Source organism: Aureimonas sp. AU40 (assembly GCF_001463785.1).
In the GTDB taxonomy this organism is placed as follows: Bacteria; Pseudomonadota; Alphaproteobacteria; order Rhizobiales; family Rhizobiaceae; genus Aureimonas.
The window spans coordinates 128,505-147,345 of record NZ_BBWL01000046.1; the positions used below are offsets into that span (position 1 = coordinate 128,505).

Sequence of the window (18,841 nt, forward strand, 5' to 3'; positions counted from 1 at the left end):
GACCATGCCCCCTCCCGCCGCCACCCGCCCAGCCGCCAGACCTTCAGCCAGACCTTCAGCCAAGGGGGCCTTGCCCATGTCGGACACCTCCGAGCACGTCGCCGAGATGGCGGCGTTCCGCAGCTTCGCCAATGGTTATCTCCGGGAAATCGACACCGGCATCGGCGTGCGGCACGCCCTGCCCGACGGCCCGCCCGCCGCTTGCGTGGAATGGGCCCTGCCGGAGCAGCGGGCGCTGCTGCGGGCCGAGCTTCGCTCGCCCTCGCTCTGCGGCGCGCATGGGTTCGGGCGGCTGTGGACGCGGCAGGTGCACGAGCCGCGCTGGCGCCTCACCGCGCCCATGGAGGCGATCCAGCTTCTTCTGCGCGAGGCTTATGCGCGGGTCGAAGGGCCGGAGAGCCAGGGCTCGCGAGGGCGCGAACTGGCGCTTCTCGGCCGCATTCTCGACAGCTATCGCGAAACCGCGCGGCAGGTGGCGCTGCGGCAGCGCGAGCCGCTGGACGAGACGGATTTCATCGGCGCGGAGCGCGCGCTCCTGTTCGGTCATTGGCTGCACCCGACGCCCAAGAGCCGGCACGGGCTGACCGACTGGCAGGCCCGCCGCTACGGGCCGGAGGAAGGCGGCACGTTCCAGCTCGCGGTTTTCGCTGCCGACCGCTCGCTGGTGCGCCAGGACTCGGCGGCCGGACGCACGGCGGAAGCCATCGCCCTCGATCTGCTGGGCGAGGACGCAGCCACGCTGCCGCTCCGCTCAGGCGAGGTGGCACTGCCCATGCATCCGCTGCAGGCTGAGGCGCTTCTTCTTCAGCTCCCTGTGGAGGCGGCGATGGCGTCTGGCGCCCTGCGCCTTCTCGGCCCCTTCGGCCCCCGCTTCGCGGCGACATCCTCCCTGCGCACGGTCTACGCGCCGGAAGCGGCCTGGATGGCGAAGTTCTCGCTGCCGGTCACGCTCACCAATTCGCTGCGGGTCAATCGTCTGGCCGAGCTCGAAGCCGGCGTCGCCATGGCGCGGCTTCGAGCCCGGCTTCCCTTCGCGGCAAGCGTTCCGCAGTTCCATGTCATCGCCGATCCCGCCTATCTCACGCTCGCCCTGCCGGGGTGCGAGGAGAGCGGGTTCGAGACCGTGTTCCGGGAGAACCCGTTTCGCGACGGGTCCGAGCGCGGCATCGCCGCCATCGCGGCGCTGACGGCCGAGCCGCTGCCGGACCAGCTGTCGCTCTTGGAGCGGCTGGTACGCGGGCTCTGCACGCCCGGCGGCGAGCGGCCCGCAACGGTCGCCCGGCGCTGGTTCGAGCTTTATCTCGACTGCTGCGTGGAGCCGGTGATCGCCCTCTACGACCGGCATGGCATCGCGCTCGAAGCGCACCAGCAGAACGCCCTTGTCGACGTCTCGTCGGGCTGGCCGAGCCGGGGCTTCTACCGCGACAATCAGGGCTTCTATCTCTCGGAAGCCGCGCGGCCCCGACTGGAAGCGCTGGTTCCCGAACTCAGCGGCATCGCCTCGCTCTTTTTCGACGATCAGGAAATCCGGCGACGGCTTTCCTATTACCTCGTGGTCAACCAGCTGTTTTCCGTCGTGGCGCGGCTCGGGCAGGACGGGCTGGCCGACGAGGCCGACCTGCTGGCAAGGCTCGCGGCGCGGGTGGAGCGCATCGAGCGCGAGGCGCGCGGGCCGGGGCGGGCCTTCGCGCGCGCGCTTCTCGACGCGCCAGCTCTCTTCACCAAGGCCAATATGCGCACCCGCCTTCAAGACCGGGACGAATTGGCGAGCGGCGACGGGTGCGGCCTCTACCGCCCCCTGCCCAACCCGCTGGCGAAGATCCGGGAACGAGCGCTCGATGCTCTCGCGTCCTGACGCCACCGCCCGCGAAGGGGCGGAGGAGCGCGTCGTCCGGCAGCTGGCGGAAGCCGCTCTCTACGAGGGGCTGGCCGAAGACGTGGCCTTGGACGACCGCGCACAGGCTATCACCTGGCGGTTCGGGCGAACGAAGCTCCGCGCCCGGGGCGGCATCGGCCCTTTCGGCCGCCCGCGCATCGAAGCGGGCACGGTGGAAATGGAGGACGGAAGCGGGGGCTGGCGCAAGCCGGAGGCGGCGGTTCTCGTCGGCGCCCTGCCCGCCGCGCCGGAGGCGCGCGAGCGGCTGGCGGCGGAGCTGGTGCAGACGGTGGCGCTCTGCGATTGGAACGCAAAGACGCTGCCGCACCGCGACCGGCGGACCTTACCCTTCGCGCTCCTCGACGCCGCGATCGACGAGGGCCACGCCTACCATCCCGCCTTCAAGGCGCGCACGGGCTTCACGCTTGCCGACCACCAGCGCTACGGGCCGGAGGCCGCCGAGCCCTTCCGCCTCCCCTGGCTGGCGATCCGCCGCGACTGTCTGGATCAGGTCCTGCCCGAGGCCGAGGACCGCTTCTACAGCGGGCTCCTGGGCGAGGATCTCGACCGGATCGCGCGCCTTCTCGGGCCGGCGGGGTTTCGCACGCACGCGCTGATGCCCGTCCATCCCTGGCAGCTACAGCATCTCAAAGCCGGCCCCCTCGCCCAGTGGCTGACCGATTGCCGCGCGCGGGAGTTGGGGGAGGCCGGGCGCCGCTACCGGCCCAGCCAGTCCTTGCGCACGCTCCACGACGCCGACGACCCGGCCGCGCCCAGCGTCAAGCTGGCGATGAGCGTGGTGAGCACGTCGAGCCTTCGCATTCTCGACCCGCATTTCGTTCTGACCGCCCCCGCCCTGTCGCGCTGGCTCTGCGAAATCGTGGCGAGCGATCCCATGTTCCGCACCCGCTACAGGCTGGATCTCCTGCCCGAGGACGCGGCGATGCTGGCCGATCGGGGCGGCCCGCTCGCGGGTCAGCTCGCCGCGATCTGGCGCGGGAGCCCCCGCCTCGAACCCGGCGAGGCCGCCGTGCCCTTCAACGCGCTCTGGGCGGATGAAGCGGACGGCTCGCTTTTCGTCGCCCCCTGGCTCGCGGCCCATGGCGGCGCCGAGCGCTGGCTGGCGCGCCTGGTGGAGGTCGCGGTGCTGCCAGTCTGGCACATGCTCCTCGCCCATAGCGTCGCGCTGGAAGCGCACGGGCAGAACATGATCCTCGTCCACCGGGACGGCTGGCCAACGCGGGTGATCCTGCGCGATTTCCACGAGAGCGCCGAATATGTGCGGGAGTTCGTGCGCGCGCCCGATCGCATACCCGATTTCGGGGCGATCGAGCCCGCCCATGCCGGCCCGGCCGACGATCGGTTCCACGCCATGCGCTCGCCCGCCGTCCTGGCCGAACTCGTCACCGACAGTCTCTTCGTCTTCAGCCTCACCGAGCTCACCCATCGCCTCGCGCGTCGGCATGGGCTGGACGAGGCCGCGTTCTGGCCGGCGCTGGCGCAACGGCTCCTGCGCCACGCCGCCGAGCACGGGCTGGAGGCCCGGCTCGAAGCGCTCGAGATCGGCGGGGCGGGCTTGCGCGTGGAATCGCTCCTCAGCCGCAAGCTCGGCGCGGGCGCGGACCAAAGCAGCCACCTCGTGCCCAATCTCTTTCGATCCATCCTAAACTCCGGAAAGACCGCCCGATGATCGAGATCGACGAGCGCGTGATCGCGCCCACCCAGATGCGGGACCATATCGCCGGTGTCGCGTCCCTGTTCGGGGCTGTGGCCGAACGCGGCGAGCGCGTCGCCGCGCGTTGCCAGGACCCGGCCGAAAGCCTCGCCTTCGTTCTGGCGGCGCGCGAGCATGGCGTGACGCTCCTGCCCATCCACCCCGCCCTGCCGGACGAGGGCGCCCGCCGGCTGGCCGAGCGCGCCGGTTGCCATCTCCTGTTTTGGGACGGTCCCGAGCCGATCCGCCTCGCGCCGACGCCGGCCCATCCCATCGGCGAAGCCTCGCTGCTGCAGATGAGTTCGGGCACGACCGGCGAGCCCAAATGCATCGCCCGCTCCTGGCGCGCGGTGGGCGAGGAGATCGAGAGCTATGTCTCGGCCTTCCCCGAGCCCGCCGACATGACGCCGGTCGTCGCCTGTCCAATCACGCATTCCTACGGCCTGATCTGCGGGGTCCTCGTGGGGCTGCGGCGCGGGCGCGTGCCCGTCATCCTCGACACCACCAATCCGCGCGCGCTGATCCGTCGCCTCACGGCCATCGACCGCCCGCTTCTCTACACCTCTCCCGCGCTTCTCCACACGGTGAGCCGCCTTCTGCCGGAGGGGGAGACGATCCATGCCGCGATGACCTCCGGCACGGTGCTGCCCGCGCCCTGGTTCGCGCAGATCCGCAGCCGCGTCACCCATCTGTTCCAGCAATATGGCTGCTCGGAAGCCGGCTGCATCGCCATCAATCCCGACCTGACGGCGGCCGACCACATGGGACGCGCGCTGCCCCATCACCGCGTTCGCGCCGGCGCCTCGGCCGAGGCCCCCGCGGAGATCGTGTTGGAGGGCGCGGGCGGGCCGGTGCGCACGGCCGATCTCGGGTATCTCCGGGAGGACGGAATGCTCGTCTTCGTTTCGCGCATGGACGACACGATCAACGTCTCCGGGCTCAACGTCTATCCCGGCGAGGTAGAGGATCGGGTGATGGCCATGCCCGGCATCACCGATGCCGTCGCGTTCGCCCGGCCCGACAGCTTCGCGGGCGAGCGGGTCGCGCTCCTGTTCACCGCCGAAACGCAGATCGACCCCCGCGCCTTGCAGGACTGGGCGCGGCGCTGGCTCGCGGGCCATCAGGTGCCCGGCGAGGCGATCCAGGTCGAGGCCCTGCCGAGGCAGGCGAACGGCAAGATCTCCCGCCGCGCGGTGGCCGAGGCCTATCGAAACGGCGCCTTCGACCGGGTGACGGCATGACCCGCGAGGCGATCGTCGAGGCCATCCGCGCCGTTCTCGCCGACGAGATGCGCCATCCCCATCTCGATCGGTTCGGGCCGGATGCGCGGCTGAACGAGGACCTCTACCTCGATTCCGTGCAGCTTCTGCAGATCATCCTCGCGCTGGAGACCCGTCTCGCCCTGACGATCTCGGACGAGACGGTGAGCCGACAGGACGTCTCGACCGTGGCGGATCTCGCCGCCCTTCTCCTGCCGCAGAGCGAGCCGGCCCGGGCCGCCGAGGGGGTCACGGAGCCCGGCGATGAGAGCCATGGGGAGGGCGTCCATGGCGAGATGCCCTACGATCTCAAGATCCATTGCTTCGTCAGCTGCGTCTGCGACGGGTTGAAGAAGCGCGGCATCGACCACCGGCCCTATTACGCCCTGATCTGGGACGCCGAGTTCACGATCACCGACGATTTCCGCCTCGCCTATCATTCGGACGCGACCGACCACGAAACCTTCCGCCACTGGTTCGAGCGGCTTTACGGCGTGCGGCTGGACACGTGGTACGACGCCTCGCTCTCCAAGGACGCCAATCTCGCAACGCTTCACGGCCTCCTCGAAGAGAGGCGTGAAAGCGAATGCGTCATGGTGATGCTGGACATGTTCCACCTGCCCGAGCGCGAGAACAAGTTCAACCAGAACCCCTTCCCGCATTATCTCATGCTGGAGCGAACCGAGGACCCCGAAGTCTGGCAGGTCCGCGATCCCGACTTCCGCTGGGAGGGCCGGATCGAGCGCGACAGGCTCGAAAACGCCATCCGGCAACCCAGCGTCGCAGGCGGCTATCGCTTCGACATGGCCGAGGCCCATGCGCCCGCCAGCGCCGATCTCGACGCCTTCTTCCAGGCCTGCCTTCACCTGGCGTCCAACCCACTGATCGACGCGGTGCGGGCCATCGTCTCGGCCCATGCCGAGGGACGGGACGGTCTGGAACTTTCCGGCCTCGGCGAGGCGCTGCGCGAACTCCCCGTCATCACCATTCGCAAATGGGCCTACGAGCACGGCTTCGCCTTCTTCTGGCGGGCGCTGAAATGGCCTCATGCCGAGTTCGAAAAGGTCTGCGACGAGATCGAGACGCTCGTGAACGGGCTGACGGCCCTTCACTATCAGGCTCTGAAAGTCGCCAGGACCGGCGACGCGGCGCTCGCCGCCGCGCTGGTGGATCGGCTCGATGGTCTCGACGCGGTGGAAACGGCGATCAACCAACGGCTGGGGGAAGCCTATGCGGCCTGGCGCGAGGGTGTCGTCTCATGAAGGTCTCGCTCTGCACGATCACCTTCCGCCATCATCTCGTCTCGATCAGCGACATCGCGGGTTTCGCGCGCCGCGCGGGCTTCGACGGGATCGAGCTTTGGGGCGCCCATGCCCGGAATCTGGGGCCGGGGGAGCATGCGGCCTGGCTGTCGGCGCAGGGCCTCGCCGTTCCCATGCTCAGCGATTATCTGCCTCTCGACGCCGAGGAGGACTGTTTCCGCCGCCGCATCCGCGAACTCGGCGAACTCGCCCAACTCTGGGGCGCCCCTCGGGTGCGCACCTTCGCGGGAAATCGGGGGAGCGCGGCAACAGGGGCCGAGGAGCGGCGCTTCCTGACCCGGCGCCTGCGCGAGGCGGCGGCGCGGTTCGGAGACCACGGGCTTCGCCTTCTCGTGGAGACCCATCCCGGCACGCTGGCCGACGGTCTCAGCTCGCTCCTCCAGCTTCTGGACGAGGCCGCCGACCCGGCACTGCGCGTCAACTTCGACACGCTGCATGTCTGGGAAGGCGGCACCGACCCGCTGACCGCCCACGATCAGCTGGCCGGGCATATCGACTATTACCACCTCAAGAACGTCCGCCGCCGGGCCGATCTCGCTGTCTTCGAGCCCGCCAATGTCTATGCGGCGGCGGGGCGGCGGGAGGGCATGACGCCGCTCTTCGAGGGAATCGTCGATTATCCCCAGTTCCTTCGGGCGCTGCCAAGGCATGCCGAGGCCTCGCTCGAATGGTTCGGCGGGAATTGCCACGCCGTTCTCTCGGCCGACCTCGCCGCGATCCGGCACTTGCCGGACGCATCGCGCCTGCGGGCCACGGGCTGAGGCGGCGCGGCCTTCAGAAGAGGTGGAACAGAACGAAGTAGAGGCTGCCGGCCAGAAGGATCGAGACCGGAAGCGTCAGGACCCAGGCGGCCGCGAGATTGCGCAAGGTCGCGACCTGCAGGCCAGATCGGTTGGCGACCATCGTGCCGGCGACGCCGGACGAGAGAACGTGCGTGGTGGAGACGGGCAGGCCGAAACCGTCGGCCGCGCCGATCATCGCCATGGCGACGAGCTCGGCCGAGGCGCCCTGGCCATAGGTCAGGTGCGACTTGCCGATCTTCTCGCCGACGGTCACGACGATGCGCTTCCAGCCGATCATGGTACCGAGGCCGAGCGCGAAGGCGACGGCCACCTTGACCCAGGTCGGAATGAAGCGGGTCGCGGCGTCGAGCGAGGCCTTGTAGGTCGAAAGGGTCTGGGCTTCCGCCTGGGCGATGCCGAGCGACGTTCCCTTGGACAGGCGCTTCACCGCCTCGGCGGCGAGATACATCGAGTTGCGAAGGTTCTTGGTGGCCGAGGCCGGCACGGCGGAGAGCGAACCGTAGCCGGCGACTTCCGCGTCGATGCCGCGCATGAGGCCGATCAGGGCCGGCACCGTTTCCGGCGAGAGCGTCTTGTCGGCGATATAGCGCGTTACGATCTCGGCCGGGGCCGCGGGCACCGCGGCCTGTCCGGCATGGGTTTCCAGCACTGCCGTTGCGGCCGTCGAGGCGACGTGGAAATCGGCGACATAGCGAGCGGGCACGGCGGTGTTGAGGGCATAGGCCGTCGGCACGGTTCCGATCAGGATCAGCATGATGAGGCCCATGCCTTTCTGGCCGTCGTTCGATCCGTGCAGGAAGCTGACGCCCGTGCAGGTGAAGATCAGGAGGCCGCGAATCCAGGCCGGCGGCGGGGTCGCGCCCTTGGGCTCCTGATAGAGCGCCTCGTTGCGAACCAGGATCTTCATGGCGAAGAACAAGAGGGCGGCGAGGCCGAACCCAAAGATCGGCGACAGAAGCAGGGAATAGCCGATCTTCGTCGCCTCGCCCCACTCTACGCCGGCGGTGCCGCTCTGTCCGTTCATCAAAGCGTTGGCGAGGCCGACGCCGATGATGGAGCCGATGAGCGTGTGGGAGCTCGACGACGGCAGCCCATACCACCAGGTCGCGAGGTTCCAGAGGATCGCGGCCAGAAGCAGCGCGAACACCATGGCGAAACCCGCCCCGGAGCCGACCTTGAGAATGAGCTCCACCGGCAGAAGCGAGACGATGGAGAAGGCGACGGCACCGCTCGACAGGAGAACGCCGAGGAAATTGAAGAAGCCCGACCAGACGACGGCGACGTTCGCCGGCAGGGAATGGGTGTAGATGACGGTCGCAACCGCATTCGCGGTGTCGTGAAACCCGTTCACGAACTCGAATCCGAGCGCGATGAGAAGGGCGAGGAACAGAAGCGCGAAGGGCAGATAGGTCGTGGTCTGCACGCCGGCCGCCGCGGCGTCGGAATAGATGCTGTAGCCGACATAGAGGATGGCGGCGAGAATGGCCGCCGCGAACCCCAGCTTCCCCGAGCTTCCGAGCCCTCGATCGAGATCCGGCCGACGCGCCTCGAGGCTGAGGTTCGGATTCAAGGTGCTCATCGCGGCGTCCCCCTACACAATTTGGTGAGGCTACGCCGCTTCCATGACGTTTACGCAACGCTAACCAAGCGGGAGCGGCTCCGCTCCTTTGGACACTGGCATTGATACCGCGTGCGGAACGCCGCGTGATGCTGGTGCGAACTTTCTATACTCGATCCATGCGGGGCAAGGTCGGGCCTGCCCCGATGGATTTGAAAGGCTTGACGAGCGTATCGGAAGCGTCAGCGGTGGCCGGCCTACGAAGGCCATACGAAGAGAGGGCCATAAGCAGGCCTGAAGGGAATGCGTCGCTTTCCCGGCATACGCTTGCGGGCTTCGGAGATAAGCCCTCGACCTTGGTCATGCCGGAAGAGGGATATGCTTCGCACCCAGTCGCAGATTCGCAAATGCACGGTGCTCCTGATGGGCAGTCAACTTTCGAAGATGGGCGCAGCTAGGTCGGCCCAACCCAGCGTAGCTCGTGGAGGCGGCGCGACCACACCGAAGCATCGGCCCTCTATACTTTCGTATAGCGCAGATGACCCAATGCCAGTTCGCCCAGGGCAGCGCCCGGTGCTATCGCAGGGCTGCGAACGCCGCCGGCCTTTCGGCGGCGGTTCTCCAAACCATCAGACTTCTCCGGCGAACACTCTCTCGACGCGGCAAACCCGAGGCCCACGGCCTCGGGCCTGATCGCGCCTGTTCGCCGCGCGGAGGCAAACCGGAGGTGGGCTCATGTCATTCCTTTTCGCCTATGCCCGAGGCGGCGGCCCCACGAGGGCGATCGCATCGCTCGGCAGGACCAGCCTCTGGGCGGACGGGATCGCCTTCCTCCTGATGGCGGGCATCGCCGTGATGGTCGTGCATGGGGCGAACGAGGCGCGCCAGCCGCTCGAGGCCTTGCAGCAGACGCCGATCGTACTCGATCCCGCGCGCTTGCCGGACTACGCCCTGCGCACGACGCTTCGCATGTTCGCCGCGCTCGCCGCCTCGCTCCTCTTCACCTTCACGGTCGCGACGCTCGCCGCCAAGAGCCGCAAGGCGGCGCTCATCGTCGTGCCCGCGCTCGATATTCTTCAGTCCGTGCCGGTGCTGGGCTTTCTAACCTTCACCGTCACCTTCTTCATGGGCCTGTTTCCCGGCCGGCAGCTCGGGGCCGAATGCGCTTCGATCTTTGCGATCTTCACCGGCCAGGCCTGGAACATAGCGTTCAGCTTCTACCAGTCGCTGCGCACCGTGCCGGACGATCTGGACGAGGTCTCGCGGCAGTTCGGCTTCTCGGCCTGGCGCAGGTTCGTCCGCCTAGATCTGCCCTTCGCCATGCCGAGCCTCGTCTGGAACATGATGATGTCGATGTCGGGCGGCTGGTTCTTCGTGGTCGCCTCGGAGGCGATCACGGTGGGCGACAAGACCGTGACCCTGCCCGGCATCGGCTCCTGGCTCGCCCTCGCCATCGAGGAGAAGAACTTCGGGGCGGTGGCGCTCGCCGTGGCCGCCATGGCGGTGGTGATCTTGCTCTACGACCAGCTTCTCTTCCGGCCGATCGTCGCCTGGGCCGACAAGTTTCGCTTCGAGCAGACCGCCTCTGCGAGCCGGCCCAAGTCCTGGGCCTACGATCTCGTGCGCCGGACGCGTCTCCTGAAGACGCTCGCCGCCGCCCTGGCCTGGCCCTTCCGCCTCGCCGAGACCGCTCGCCTGCCCGCCCTGCCCAGGGTGCCAATGCCGGCGATGGGCCGGACCTATGCGAAAGCCGTCGATCTCGCGTGGCTGGGGCTCGTCGTCCTCGGCTGCGCCTGGGGCCTGCGGCAGCTTGCGACCTTCATCGCCGAAAGCTTGACCTTCGCCGATGTCCGGGAGGCCTTCACCCTTGGCCTTGCGACCCTGGCGCGCGTCGCCGCGACGACCGCGATCGCCAGCGTCATCTGGGTGCCGATCGGGGTCTGGGTGGGGCTGCGGGCGCAGTGGGCCGAGCGCGTGCAGCCGGTCGCCCAGTTCCTCGCCGCCTTTCCCGCCAACGTCCTGTTTCCCTTCGCGGTCGTGGCCATCTCCGGCCTGCATCTCGACCCCAATATCTGGCTGTCCGTGCTCATGATGCTCGGCACCCAGTGGTACATCCTCTTCAACGTCATCGCCGGGGCGAGCGCGATCCCGACCGACATGAAGGAAGCCAGTTCCATCTTCGGCTTTCGAGGGTGGCAATGGTGGCGCCAGCTCGCGCTGCCCGCGATCTTTCCCTATTTCGTCACCGGCGCGCTCACCGCCTCCGGCGGCTCCTGGAACGCCAGCATCGTGGCGGAGACGGTCTCCTGGGGCGACACCAAGCTCGAGGCGGCGGGGCTCGGCTCCTATATCGCCAACGCGACGGCGGCCGGAGACTTCCCCCGCGTCGCGCTCGGTATCGCCATGATGAGCCTCTTCGTCATCCTCTTCAATCGCACCGTGTGGCGGCCGATGTACGGCTATGCCGAGCGGCACCTGCGTCTCAACTGACCGGAAAGCGGGAGCGCGACCATGAACGCAATCCAGACTCATCCCCTCGTCGATGTCCGGGGCGTGCGCCATGCCTATGGCAAGGCGAGCGGCGCCGAGAAGCTGGTGCTCGACGACGTGAACCTCACGCTGTTCGACAACGAGATCGTCGCGCTTCTCGGCCGCTCGGGCTCGGGCAAGTCCACCCTACTTCGCTCCATCGCTGGGCTCATCAAGCCGATGGTGGGCAGCGTGTCCTTTCCCGCCGCGCAGGCGAGAGGCGAGGAGACGAGCGTCAGCATGGTGTTCCAGAGCTTCGCGCTCTTTCCCTGGCTGACGGTCCTGCAGAATGTCGAGGCGGGGCTGGAGGCCAAGCGCGTGCCGCGCGAGGAGCGGCGCAAGCGGGCCCTCGCGGCCATCGACCTGATCGGCCTCGACGGGTTCGAAAGCGCCTATCCCAAGGAGCTCTCGGGCGGCATGCGCCAGCGCGTCGGCCTTGCCCGGGCGCTCGTGGTGGACCCTTCGATCCTCCTGATGGACGAGCCCTTCTCGGCGCTCGACGTGCTGACCGCCGAAACGCTGCGCACCGACCTTCTCGATCTCTGGAGCGAGGGCCGCATGCCGATCAAGTCCGTCCTGATGGTGACGCACAATATCGAGGAGGCGGTGCTGATGTGCGACCGCATCCTCGTCTTCTCTTCCAATCCGGGCCGCGTCATCGCCGAGATCAAGGTGGATCTGCCGCAACCGCGCAGCCGCCAGGACCCGAATTTCCGCGCCCTGGTCGAGGACATCTATGTCAGGATGACGACCCGCAGCGAGGCCGACCACCACCGGGAGGGGCTCTTCCCGGGAACGGACATCGGCATGGCGCTGCCGCGCGTTTCCACCAACTCGCTGGCCGGCCTGATGGAGACCATCGCCGCGCCTCCCTACGAGGGGCAGGCGGACCTGCCCAAGCTCGCGGCCGAGTTGCAATACGAGGCCGACGACCTCTTCCCTATCGCCGAAGTGCTGCAACTCCTGCGCTTCGCCGAACTCGGCAATGGCGACATCAAGCTTTTGACGGCGGGGCGGCGCTATGTCGAGGCGGAGGTCGACCAGCGCAAGCAGATCTTCGCGCAGCATCTCTTGAGCTACGTGCCGCTGGCCGCGCATGTGCGCCGCGTGCTGGACGACCGGCCGATCCACCGCGCGCCGGCCCGCCGGTTTCTGGACGAGCTGGAGGACACGCTGTCGGAGCCCGACGCCGCGCGGACCCTCAAATCCATCATCCAGTGGGGCCGCTACGCCGAGACCTTCGCCTATGACGAGGGCGCCGATCTCTTCAGCCTGGACAATCCGAGATGACGCGCCGCTTGCCGACACACGTCTGTGACGAAGCCCTGCGATAGCGCTCGTCCGCTGCGCAAAACCTCCCCGGACCCGATCGCGATGCTCGACCACCTGCCCGAAACGGCGCTGAACCTCTTTTCCGCCCTGGTTCTGGGCTGCGCCATCGGCTTCGAGCGGCAATGGCACCAGCGCATGGCGGGTCTTCGCACCAACACGCTGGTGGCGATCGGCGCGGCGATCTTCGTCACCTTCGCCGCCCTCATTCCCGGCGAGTCGAGCCCGACGCGCATGGCCGCGCAGGTCGTGTCGGGCATTGGCTTTCTCGGCGCGGGCATCATCTTCAAGGAGGGGTTGAACGTTCGCGGCCTGAACACGGCCGCGACGCTCTGGTGCTCGGCCGGGGTGGGAACCCTCTGCGGCGCGGGCTTCTATCCCCATGCCGCGATCTGCACGCTCTTCGTCATCGCGGTGAACCTCCTCTTGCGCCCGCTCGTGCGCGCCATCGAGCTGCGCCTGCCCTTGGCGCCGGACCTGAAAAGCATCTACACCGTCTCGATCGTCTGCCATGGCGAGCGCGAGGCGGATGTTCGGGCGCTCCTCCTGCGCGATGTCGGGACCAACCTCCACATTCAGGAAATCGAAAGCACCAACATCGAGGATTCCAACCGGGTGGAGGTCAACGCGACGATGCGCGCCGACCAGCGGCAGGACCGCTTGATCGAGCAGATCATCGGCAGGCTGAGCCTGGAGCCGCTTGTCACCTCCGCCCGCTGGCGGTTCGACAGAATCTGATGAAAACCGGACGACGAGCATGGGAATGGGGCGATGATGGCGAGCGCGGGGGAGCGGAAGCGCGAGGCGCGGCGGCGGCCGCGTTGGCGCCTCGTGGCCCTCGCGGTTCTGACGGGTTCCATCTTCGTCGCCGACACGGTCACGCATTTTGAGATCGCCGTCGCGGTCTTCTATACGGCGGTCATCCTTCTGGCGATCGAGCTTCTCTCCGTGCGCGGCGTCGTGGCGCTGGCCGTCTTCTGCGCGGTGCTGACGGTGGCGAGCCTGTTTCTGACGCGCTCGGGCGCCTTCGATGCCGGCCTCATGAACTGCGCGATCAGCGTTCTCGCCATCGCCGTCACCACCTATCTCTCGCTCAAGCTCGTGGCGGCCAAGGCCGCCGTCTTCGAGGCGCAGGCCAAGCTCGGGCAGATGGCCCGGCTGACGCGCCTCGGCGAACTCACCGCCTCCATCGCGCACGAGATCAACCAGCCGCTCGCGGCCATTTCCATGAGCGCCCAGGCGGGCTGCCGCTGGCTGAACCGCGAGCCGCCCGATCTGGCCAAGGCGCAGCAGGCGCTTGGGCGCATCGTCGAGGCGGCGAACCGGGCCGGCGACGTGATCATCCGCGTCCGGGGTCTGGCCAAGGGCGAGATGCCGCGCAAGCAGCGCCTCGATCTCAACGAGATGCTGCGGGAGGCGACCGTTCTGGCGCAAGGCGAGATCGAGCGAAACGCGATCGCCCTGTCGCTCGACCTCGCACAAGGGCTTCCCCCTCTCCTGGCCGACAAGGTTCAGCTGCAGCAGGTCATGGCCAATCTGCTTCTCAACGCCATCGAGGCGATGAGCGCCGTGCCGGAAGCTCGGCGCGAACTCGAGATCGCATCGTTTCGCGAGGGCGCGCGGGATATCGGCTTTTCCATCTCCGACACGGGCGTCGGCCTCGGCACCCACGCGCTCGACCATCTCTTCGATTCCTTCTGGACCTCGAAAGAGGGCGGCATGGGCATCGGCCTGACGATCAGCCGCTCCATCGTCGAGGCCCATGGCGGGCGGATCTGGGCGACGTCCAAGCCAAGGCTCGGCGCCGTCTTCCGCTGCACCCTGCCCTCCTGCGAAGGAGACGACACGTGACGGGCAAGAGCGCAGGCCATGAGGATTCGAAAGCGCCTGTCGTCTACGTCGTGGACGACGACCCCGGCATTCGCGAGGCGCTGGCGGACCTACTCGCCTCCGTCGACCTGAGCGCGCGGACCTTCGGCTCGACGGAGGATTTCCTTGGCAACGAAAAGCCGAACGGCCCGAGTTGCCTCGTCCTCGACGTTCGCATGCCCGGCCAGAGCGGGCTCGAATTTCATCGGCGGATGGGCGCGCACGGCTTGCGCATGCCCGTCATCTTCATTACCGGGCATGGCGATATCGAAATGTCGGTCCGCGCCATGAAGCACGGCGCGATCGAGTTCCTGACCAAACCCTTTCGCGACCAGGACCTTCTCGACGCGATCCAGGACGGGCTGAAGCGGGACCGGGCCCGGTTGCAGGTGGATGGCGAGTTCGCGGACCTTTGCCGCAACTGGCAATCGCTCTCGCCGGGCGAGCGGCAGGTGATGGCCCTCGTCGGGCAGGGTCTTCTCAACAAGCAGATCGCTGCCGACCTCGGCCTCAGCGAGATCACGGTGAAGGTTCGCCGCGGCCACGCGATGCGAAAGATGCAGGCGAGGTCCGTAGTCGATCTGATCCGCATGCTGGACCGGATCACGCAGCTCGGCTGTGACTAGCCGGTTGAAGCGAGAGAGTTCGGCGCGGCTGGCCCCCGTATGGAGCCAACCGCATTGCTGCGTCCTGCTTTAGCCGGCGCGCAGCTTCTTGCCCGGCCGAACCCCGTCGATCGCCGTGCGGATCACGTTCTTGCGCTTGCGCTTGTGCATTTCGGGCGTGAGCGTGCCGCGAAGCATCTGTTCGCTGAGCGCGGCGGTTTCCTCTTTGGTCAGATCGCGCCCGCGCATCTTGCCGGCCTCGATCTCCCAGGCGTTCATCACACCCTTGGTCATGGTCTCTTTCTCCGTTGCGAGACCTCAACCGCCAGCAACGAGCGACGTTCCGATCATTTGGCTGATGGATAGCGCGACATCGTTCGCTGCGACCGCGCGTCAGCGGTTCGAGATCGTCCGCGCGCCGATCCCATTCCTCGCAAAGCTTGTTGGCCGAGCAAGCGATGGAGGAACACTTCGCCGCCCGACGCTCTTGCTCCTCGAAGAAAACCGGGAGAGCATCATGTCGAATACGAAAACGCCCAAAGACGCCAAGACCACCGACGACAAAGAAGAGCAGGTCATCGCCGAGCAGTTCGAAGGTCTCGACAACGATCTGGTCAATGTCGGGAAGTTCACCGATCCCGAGGCGGACGCGGGCAGCCCGGAGGCCAAAAGGGACCATGCCGACGAACCCGAGGTCTCGAACGATCCAGCCATCGAGACATCGAATACGCTCAAGCGTCCTTAACCCCTTGTACATCCACCACGGGCCGCCCACATAAGAGATCGACGGCGCGTCCCATAAAAGGTCGATGCGCCGCCGAGGCCCAGCGGGTTGTCCGACCACGGATGTACTGGCGAGTTGATTTGCAGGGCCGATCTCGAAAGAGACGCTGGAGCCGTTGGGTGAAATCCCCAGCGGCTTTTTCGTGTCCGGAAGGTTCCGATGCGGATCGCCAAACGGTCGTGCTGTCGCCGATCCATGGATGGGCGGCATGCCGGAGCGGCGGCCTCAGGTCTTCGGTCCAAGTGGGCCTAAAGTCTTTCGCCGTTCGCGAACGACTCCGATCGGAGATGATCCCTCCGCCATTCCTTCGCATGATCCACGAGCGCACGCAGCTTGGCGGGAAGGTGCCGCCGGCTGGGGTAGAACAGGAAGAAGCCGGGCAGCGGCGGGCAGAAATCCTCCAGGACGATCCTGAGCGTTCCCTCGCGCAGGGATGGCGCGAAGGTTTCGGCCATGCCGATGGTGAGGCCCGCTCCGGCCCGCGCCATCTTCACCATCAAGGCCATGTCGTTGGTGGTCACTTCGGGGTCGACGGCGACAGCGAAGTCCTGCCCATCTTCACTGAATTCCCAGCGATACGGGGCCGTATCGGCGGACGACCGCCAGCCGACGCAGCGGTGGCGCGTCAGCTCGCGCGGGTGAACGGGCGCTCCGGCCTGCGCCAGATAGGCCGGAGCGGCGACGACGATCTGGCGCTGCTCCAGGCTGACGGGAACCGCGATCATGTCGCGCTCGATCACCTCGCCCAGCCGAACGCCCGCATCGAACCCGGCGGCGACGATGTCGAACTCGGCATCGGTCACGACGATGTCGAGCCGAACGCGGGGATGGGCGGCGACGAACGAAGCCAGCAGATCGCCGGACAGGAAGCTTTCCGCAATGGAGGACACCGCCAAGCGCAGGAGGCCGGAGGGCGTGTCTTCAGGCGTGGCGGTGGCCGCGATGGCCTCCTCGATCTCGGCAAGTGCGGGCGCGACCCGCTCCAGCAAGGTTTCACCCGCTTCGGTCAAGGCGACACTGCGCGTCGTGCGTCGGAGCACCGCCGTTCCCAGCGCATCCTCCACCTTGCGGACGGACTGGCTGACGGCCGACCGGGTGACGCCGAGCTGATCGGCCGCGGCACGGAAGCTGCGGACACGCGCGACGGCGGCTAGCACGCGCAGAGCGTTGAGATCGATCGACATTGTCCACCCTCGCTTACCAAGCCATGCACCATTGGCTCGATAGTCGAGAAAGCGCGCCCCGGCTACCTTCCACAAAACAAGCTGAGGTGAATGACCATGGACAAGATCGTACTCATCACAGGCGCCAGCAGCGGCATCGGCGAAGCCACCGCTCGCGTTCTGGCGGAGGCTGGAATGACGGTGGTGCTCGGTGCGCGGCGGACGGATCGGCTCGATCGGCTGCGCGCCGAAATCACGGAGGCGGGTGGCACGGCACGCGTGCATCGGCTCGACGTGACGGATCGCGAAGACGTCGCGGCCTTCGCGAAGGCCGCGCTCGCGGAGTTCGGCCGCATCGACGTTCTCGTCAACAATGCCGGCGTCATGCCGCTCTCGCCCCTGGCCTCGCTCAAGGTTCAAGAGTGGGAGCAAATGGTGGACGTCAACATCAAGGGCGTCCTCTGGGGCATCGCGGCGGTGCTGCCTGCGATGAACGCCCAGGGCTTCGGTCACATCGTCAACATCGCCTCGATCGGCGGCCTCCAGGTCTCCCCGACCGCCGCCGTCTATTGCGCGACGAAATTCGCGGTGCGCGCGATCTCGGACGGGCTGCGCCAGGAGAACGACCGCATCCGCGTGACCAGCGTCTGCCCCGGCGTGGTGGAATCCGAACTGGCCGACAGCATCTCCGACGAAGCCGCACGGGCTGCGATGGCGAGCTACCGCGCGGTGGCGCTGAAGCCGGAGGCGATCGGGCGCGCCATCCTCCACGCGATCGCGCAGCCGGCGGACGTGGATACAACCGAGATCGTCGTGCGCCCGGTCGCCAACCCGGCATGAGCGGCGACAAGGGCCATCCCTATGTCGGCCTATGGGTTACGGCCGACGGGCGCATCCGGCACGAACTCCTGCCAAACGGGCGCTACGACGAAGCGCGGAACGGGCGAGCGCATGCCTACCAAGGACGCTATGTCGTGACCGGCCGACACATCGACTATGTCGACGACACCGGCTTCACCGCCGACGGCGAGTTCGTCTCGCCCGACATTCTGCACTATGCGGGAATGATCCTGAGAAGGACTACGGATCAGGCCTGACGGCGAAGACCGGGCGGCCCGTGCGCACGCCTTCGCACGGGCCCGTTGATCCGAAAGGCTCACGAGGCGCGATCCCTCGACGCCAGCAAAGCCTCGATGCGCCGGGCCGTCTCCGGCGAAGCCGGGTTGTAGACGATCATTCCGAGATCCGGGCGGCCGTCCACGGCGAAGGCGGAGAACTCCAGTTCGATCAGGCCATGTTCGGGATGGCGGAGGCATTTCAGCCCGTCCGCATGGCCGGCGACATCGTTGGCGCGCCACAGGGCCTCGAATTCGGGACTGAGCTTGGACAACTCGTCCACCAGCTGCGCGATGTCGCCTTGCGCACCGGCGCGGGCGGCATCCGCCCGGAACGCGCCGACGACATAGCGGGCGACGCCGAGCCAGTCCGCCTGGGCCGCCTTGACACGGGAGTTCGTGAACATGAGGCGCAGGATGTTGCGCTGTTCGCGCGGCAGCGTGCCGTAATCCGTGAGCAGCGCCGCGGCGGCCGCGTTCCACGCCACCACATCCCAGGTCGCCGTCTTAATGATGGCCGGGCTGAACCGCATCCCGTCCAGCACGCGCTGAAGCCGGGGCGTCACGTCCTCCGGGCCTTGGTAGCGCGTCGCGGGAGGGCGCCCGAGGCCCAAAATGAAGAGGTGCTCGCGCTCAGGCTCGGTCAGCATCAGCCCGGCGGCGATCCGGTTCAGGACATCGGCGGAGGGCGCGCCGCCCCGCCCCTGTTCCAGCCAAGTGTACCAGGTCGGCGAGATGTTGGCGCGCTGCGCCACCTCCTCGCGCCGCAGGCCCGGCGTGCGCCGCCGCCCGGCGAAGCCGAACGTGGCGGGGTCCATCCGCGTGCGGCGGTTCTTGAGAAACGTTCCCAGCGCGTTGTCGGTCTCGCTCGGCATGGCGATCCTGTTGGCGATTATACCCTGATAAAGTCCCCTC

General features: G+C 67.6%; 16 protein-coding genes and 1 pseudogene. 13 read left to right on the forward strand and 4 right to left on the reverse strand.

Going from position 1 to position 18,841, the window contains the following annotated elements; translation table 11 throughout:
- The first annotated feature begins 76 nt into the window (after positions 1–76).
- Genes AUL32_RS18495 through AUL32_RS18515 form a run of 5 tightly spaced genes read left to right on the forward strand, consistent with a single transcriptional unit; the run spans position 77 to position 6,932 of the window.
- The gene (locus AUL32_RS18495; RefSeq protein ID WP_062118253.1) at positions 77–1,855 is read left to right on the forward strand and encodes an IucA/IucC family protein; all 1,779 of its coding nucleotides are present in this window, start codon (positions 77–79) and stop codon (positions 1,853–1,855) included.
- Positions 1,839–3,566 (forward strand): IucA/IucC family protein, encoded by a 1,728-nt coding sequence (locus AUL32_RS26060; protein ID WP_062118256.1) that lies wholly within the window; start codon positions 1,839–1,841, stop codon positions 3,564–3,566. The genes AUL32_RS18495 and AUL32_RS26060 overlap by 17 nt, the downstream gene beginning before the upstream one ends.
- Positions 3,563–4,831, forward strand: coding sequence for an AMP-binding protein (locus tag AUL32_RS26065; RefSeq protein WP_062118259.1), 1,269 nt, complete (start codon positions 3,563–3,565; stop codon positions 4,829–4,831). Before AUL32_RS26060 ends, AUL32_RS26065 begins: the two co-directional genes overlap by 4 nt.
- Complete coding sequence (locus AUL32_RS18510; protein WP_062118261.1) at positions 4,828–6,111, forward strand: DUF6005 family protein; 1,284 nt, start codon at positions 4,828–4,830, stop codon at positions 6,109–6,111. The genes AUL32_RS26065 and AUL32_RS18510 overlap by 4 nt, the downstream gene beginning before the upstream one ends.
- Positions 6,108–6,932 carry a sugar phosphate isomerase/epimerase family protein gene (locus AUL32_RS18515; protein WP_062118264.1) on the forward strand — a complete coding sequence of 275 codons (825 nt, stop codon included), beginning with the start codon at positions 6,108–6,110 and terminating at the stop codon, positions 6,930–6,932. Before AUL32_RS18510 ends, AUL32_RS18515 begins: the two co-directional genes overlap by 4 nt.
- A 13-nt stretch (positions 6,933–6,945) precedes the next feature.
- Here the strand turns inward: AUL32_RS18515 and AUL32_RS18520 are convergent, their stop codons facing one another.
- Positions 6,946–8,553 (reverse strand): inorganic phosphate transporter, encoded by a 1,608-nt coding sequence (locus AUL32_RS18520; protein ID WP_062118267.1) that lies wholly within the window; start codon positions 8,551–8,553, stop codon positions 6,946–6,948.
- A gap of 714 nt (positions 8,554–9,267) precedes the next feature.
- Here AUL32_RS18520 and AUL32_RS18525 point away from each other — a divergent pair.
- From AUL32_RS18525 to AUL32_RS18545, 5 genes are all read left to right on the forward strand, one after another.
- Positions 9,268–11,022 (forward strand): ABC transporter permease, encoded by a 1,755-nt coding sequence (locus AUL32_RS18525; RefSeq protein ID WP_062118271.1) that lies wholly within the window; start codon positions 9,268–9,270, stop codon positions 11,020–11,022.
- A gap of 21 nt (positions 11,023–11,043) precedes the next feature.
- Positions 11,044–12,351, forward strand: coding sequence for an ABC transporter ATP-binding protein (locus AUL32_RS18530; protein ID WP_062118274.1), 1,308 nt, complete (start codon positions 11,044–11,046; stop codon positions 12,349–12,351).
- 84 nt (positions 12,352–12,435) lie between these two features.
- Positions 12,436–13,128, forward strand: coding sequence for an MgtC/SapB family protein (locus AUL32_RS18535; protein ID WP_062118277.1), 693 nt, complete (start codon positions 12,436–12,438; stop codon positions 13,126–13,128).
- Between the two features lie 33 nt (positions 13,129–13,161).
- Positions 13,162–14,241, forward strand: coding sequence for a sensor histidine kinase (locus tag AUL32_RS18540; protein ID WP_244497967.1), 1,080 nt, complete (start codon positions 13,162–13,164; stop codon positions 14,239–14,241).
- Positions 14,238–14,885 carry a response regulator transcription factor gene (locus tag AUL32_RS18545; protein ID WP_062118280.1) on the forward strand — a complete coding sequence of 216 codons (648 nt, stop codon included), beginning with the start codon at positions 14,238–14,240 and terminating at the stop codon, positions 14,883–14,885. Before AUL32_RS18540 ends, AUL32_RS18545 begins: the two co-directional genes overlap by 4 nt.
- Positions 14,886–14,954: 69 nt before the next feature.
- Here AUL32_RS18545 and AUL32_RS18550 read toward each other — a convergent pair whose 3' ends face one another.
- Positions 14,955–15,158: a hypothetical protein gene (locus tag AUL32_RS18550; RefSeq protein ID WP_061978578.1), complete on the reverse strand. Its 204-nt coding sequence runs from the start codon at positions 15,156–15,158 to the stop codon at positions 14,955–14,957.
- Between the two features lie 64 nt (positions 15,159–15,222).
- On the opposite strand from AUL32_RS18550, the gene AUL32_RS18555 reads away from it, so the two are divergent.
- Positions 15,223–15,609: a hypothetical protein gene (locus AUL32_RS18555; RefSeq protein WP_156421523.1), complete on the forward strand. Its 387-nt coding sequence runs from the start codon at positions 15,223–15,225 to the stop codon at positions 15,607–15,609.
- Positions 15,610–15,896: 287 nt separating this feature from the next.
- Here AUL32_RS18555 and AUL32_RS18560 read toward each other — a convergent pair whose 3' ends face one another.
- Positions 15,897–16,832, reverse strand: a complete 936-nt coding sequence (locus AUL32_RS18560; protein ID WP_062118286.1) for a LysR family transcriptional regulator — start codon at positions 16,830–16,832, stop codon at positions 15,897–15,899.
- Between the two features lie 90 nt (positions 16,833–16,922).
- On the opposite strand from AUL32_RS18560, the gene AUL32_RS18565 reads away from it, so the two are divergent.
- Both AUL32_RS18565 and AUL32_RS18570 read left to right on the forward strand, forming a co-directional pair.
- On the forward strand, positions 16,923–17,651 hold the full coding sequence (locus AUL32_RS18565; RefSeq protein WP_062118289.1) for an SDR family oxidoreductase: 729 nt from the start codon (positions 16,923–16,925) through the stop codon (positions 17,649–17,651).
- An 11-nt stretch (positions 17,652–17,662) separates the two neighbouring features.
- Positions 17,663–17,908, forward strand: a pseudogene (locus AUL32_RS18570) (Atu4866 domain-containing protein); the annotation flags it as partial.
- A 59-nt stretch (positions 17,909–17,967) separates the two neighbouring features.
- Here AUL32_RS18570 and AUL32_RS18575 read toward each other — a convergent pair.
- Entirely contained in the window at positions 17,968–18,801 is an 834-nt protein-coding gene (locus AUL32_RS18575; protein WP_062118294.1) for a helix-turn-helix transcriptional regulator, read from the reverse strand.
- Between the last annotated feature and the right edge of the window lie 40 nt (positions 18,802–18,841).

Coding starts and splice junctions, on each gene's coding strand:
- AUL32_RS18495 (WP_062118253.1), top strand. CDS start 77: ATGTCGGACACCTCCGAGCACGTCGCCGAGATGGCGGCGTTCCGCAGC.
- AUL32_RS26060 (WP_062118256.1), top strand. CDS start 1,839: ATGCTCTCGCGTCCTGACGCCACCGCCCGCGAAGGGGCGGAGGAGCGC.
- AUL32_RS26065 (WP_062118259.1), top strand. CDS start 3,563: ATGATCGAGATCGACGAGCGCGTGATCGCGCCCACCCAGATGCGGGAC.
- AUL32_RS18510 (WP_062118261.1), top strand. CDS start 4,828: ATGACCCGCGAGGCGATCGTCGAGGCCATCCGCGCCGTTCTCGCCGAC.
- AUL32_RS18515 (WP_062118264.1), top strand. CDS start 6,108: ATGAAGGTCTCGCTCTGCACGATCACCTTCCGCCATCATCTCGTCTCG.
- AUL32_RS18520 (WP_062118267.1), bottom strand. CDS start 8,553: ATGAGCACCTTGAATCCGAACCTCAGCCTCGAGGCGCGTCGGCCGGAT.
- AUL32_RS18525 (WP_062118271.1), top strand. CDS start 9,268: ATGTCATTCCTTTTCGCCTATGCCCGAGGCGGCGGCCCCACGAGGGCG.
- AUL32_RS18530 (WP_062118274.1), top strand. CDS start 11,044: ATGAACGCAATCCAGACTCATCCCCTCGTCGATGTCCGGGGCGTGCGC.
- AUL32_RS18535 (WP_062118277.1), top strand. CDS start 12,436: ATGCTCGACCACCTGCCCGAAACGGCGCTGAACCTCTTTTCCGCCCTG.
- AUL32_RS18540 (WP_244497967.1), top strand. CDS start 13,162: ATGATGGCGAGCGCGGGGGAGCGGAAGCGCGAGGCGCGGCGGCGGCCG.
- AUL32_RS18550 (WP_061978578.1), bottom strand. CDS start 15,158: ATGACCAAGGGTGTGATGAACGCCTGGGAGATCGAGGCCGGCAAGATG.
- AUL32_RS18555 (WP_156421523.1), top strand. CDS start 15,223: ATGGATAGCGCGACATCGTTCGCTGCGACCGCGCGTCAGCGGTTCGAG.
- AUL32_RS18560 (WP_062118286.1), bottom strand. CDS start 16,832: ATGTCGATCGATCTCAACGCTCTGCGCGTGCTAGCCGCCGTCGCGCGT.
- AUL32_RS18565 (WP_062118289.1), top strand. CDS start 16,923: ATGACCATGGACAAGATCGTACTCATCACAGGCGCCAGCAGCGGCATC.
- AUL32_RS18575 (WP_062118294.1), bottom strand. CDS start 18,801: ATGCCGAGCGAGACCGACAACGCGCTGGGAACGTTTCTCAAGAACCGC.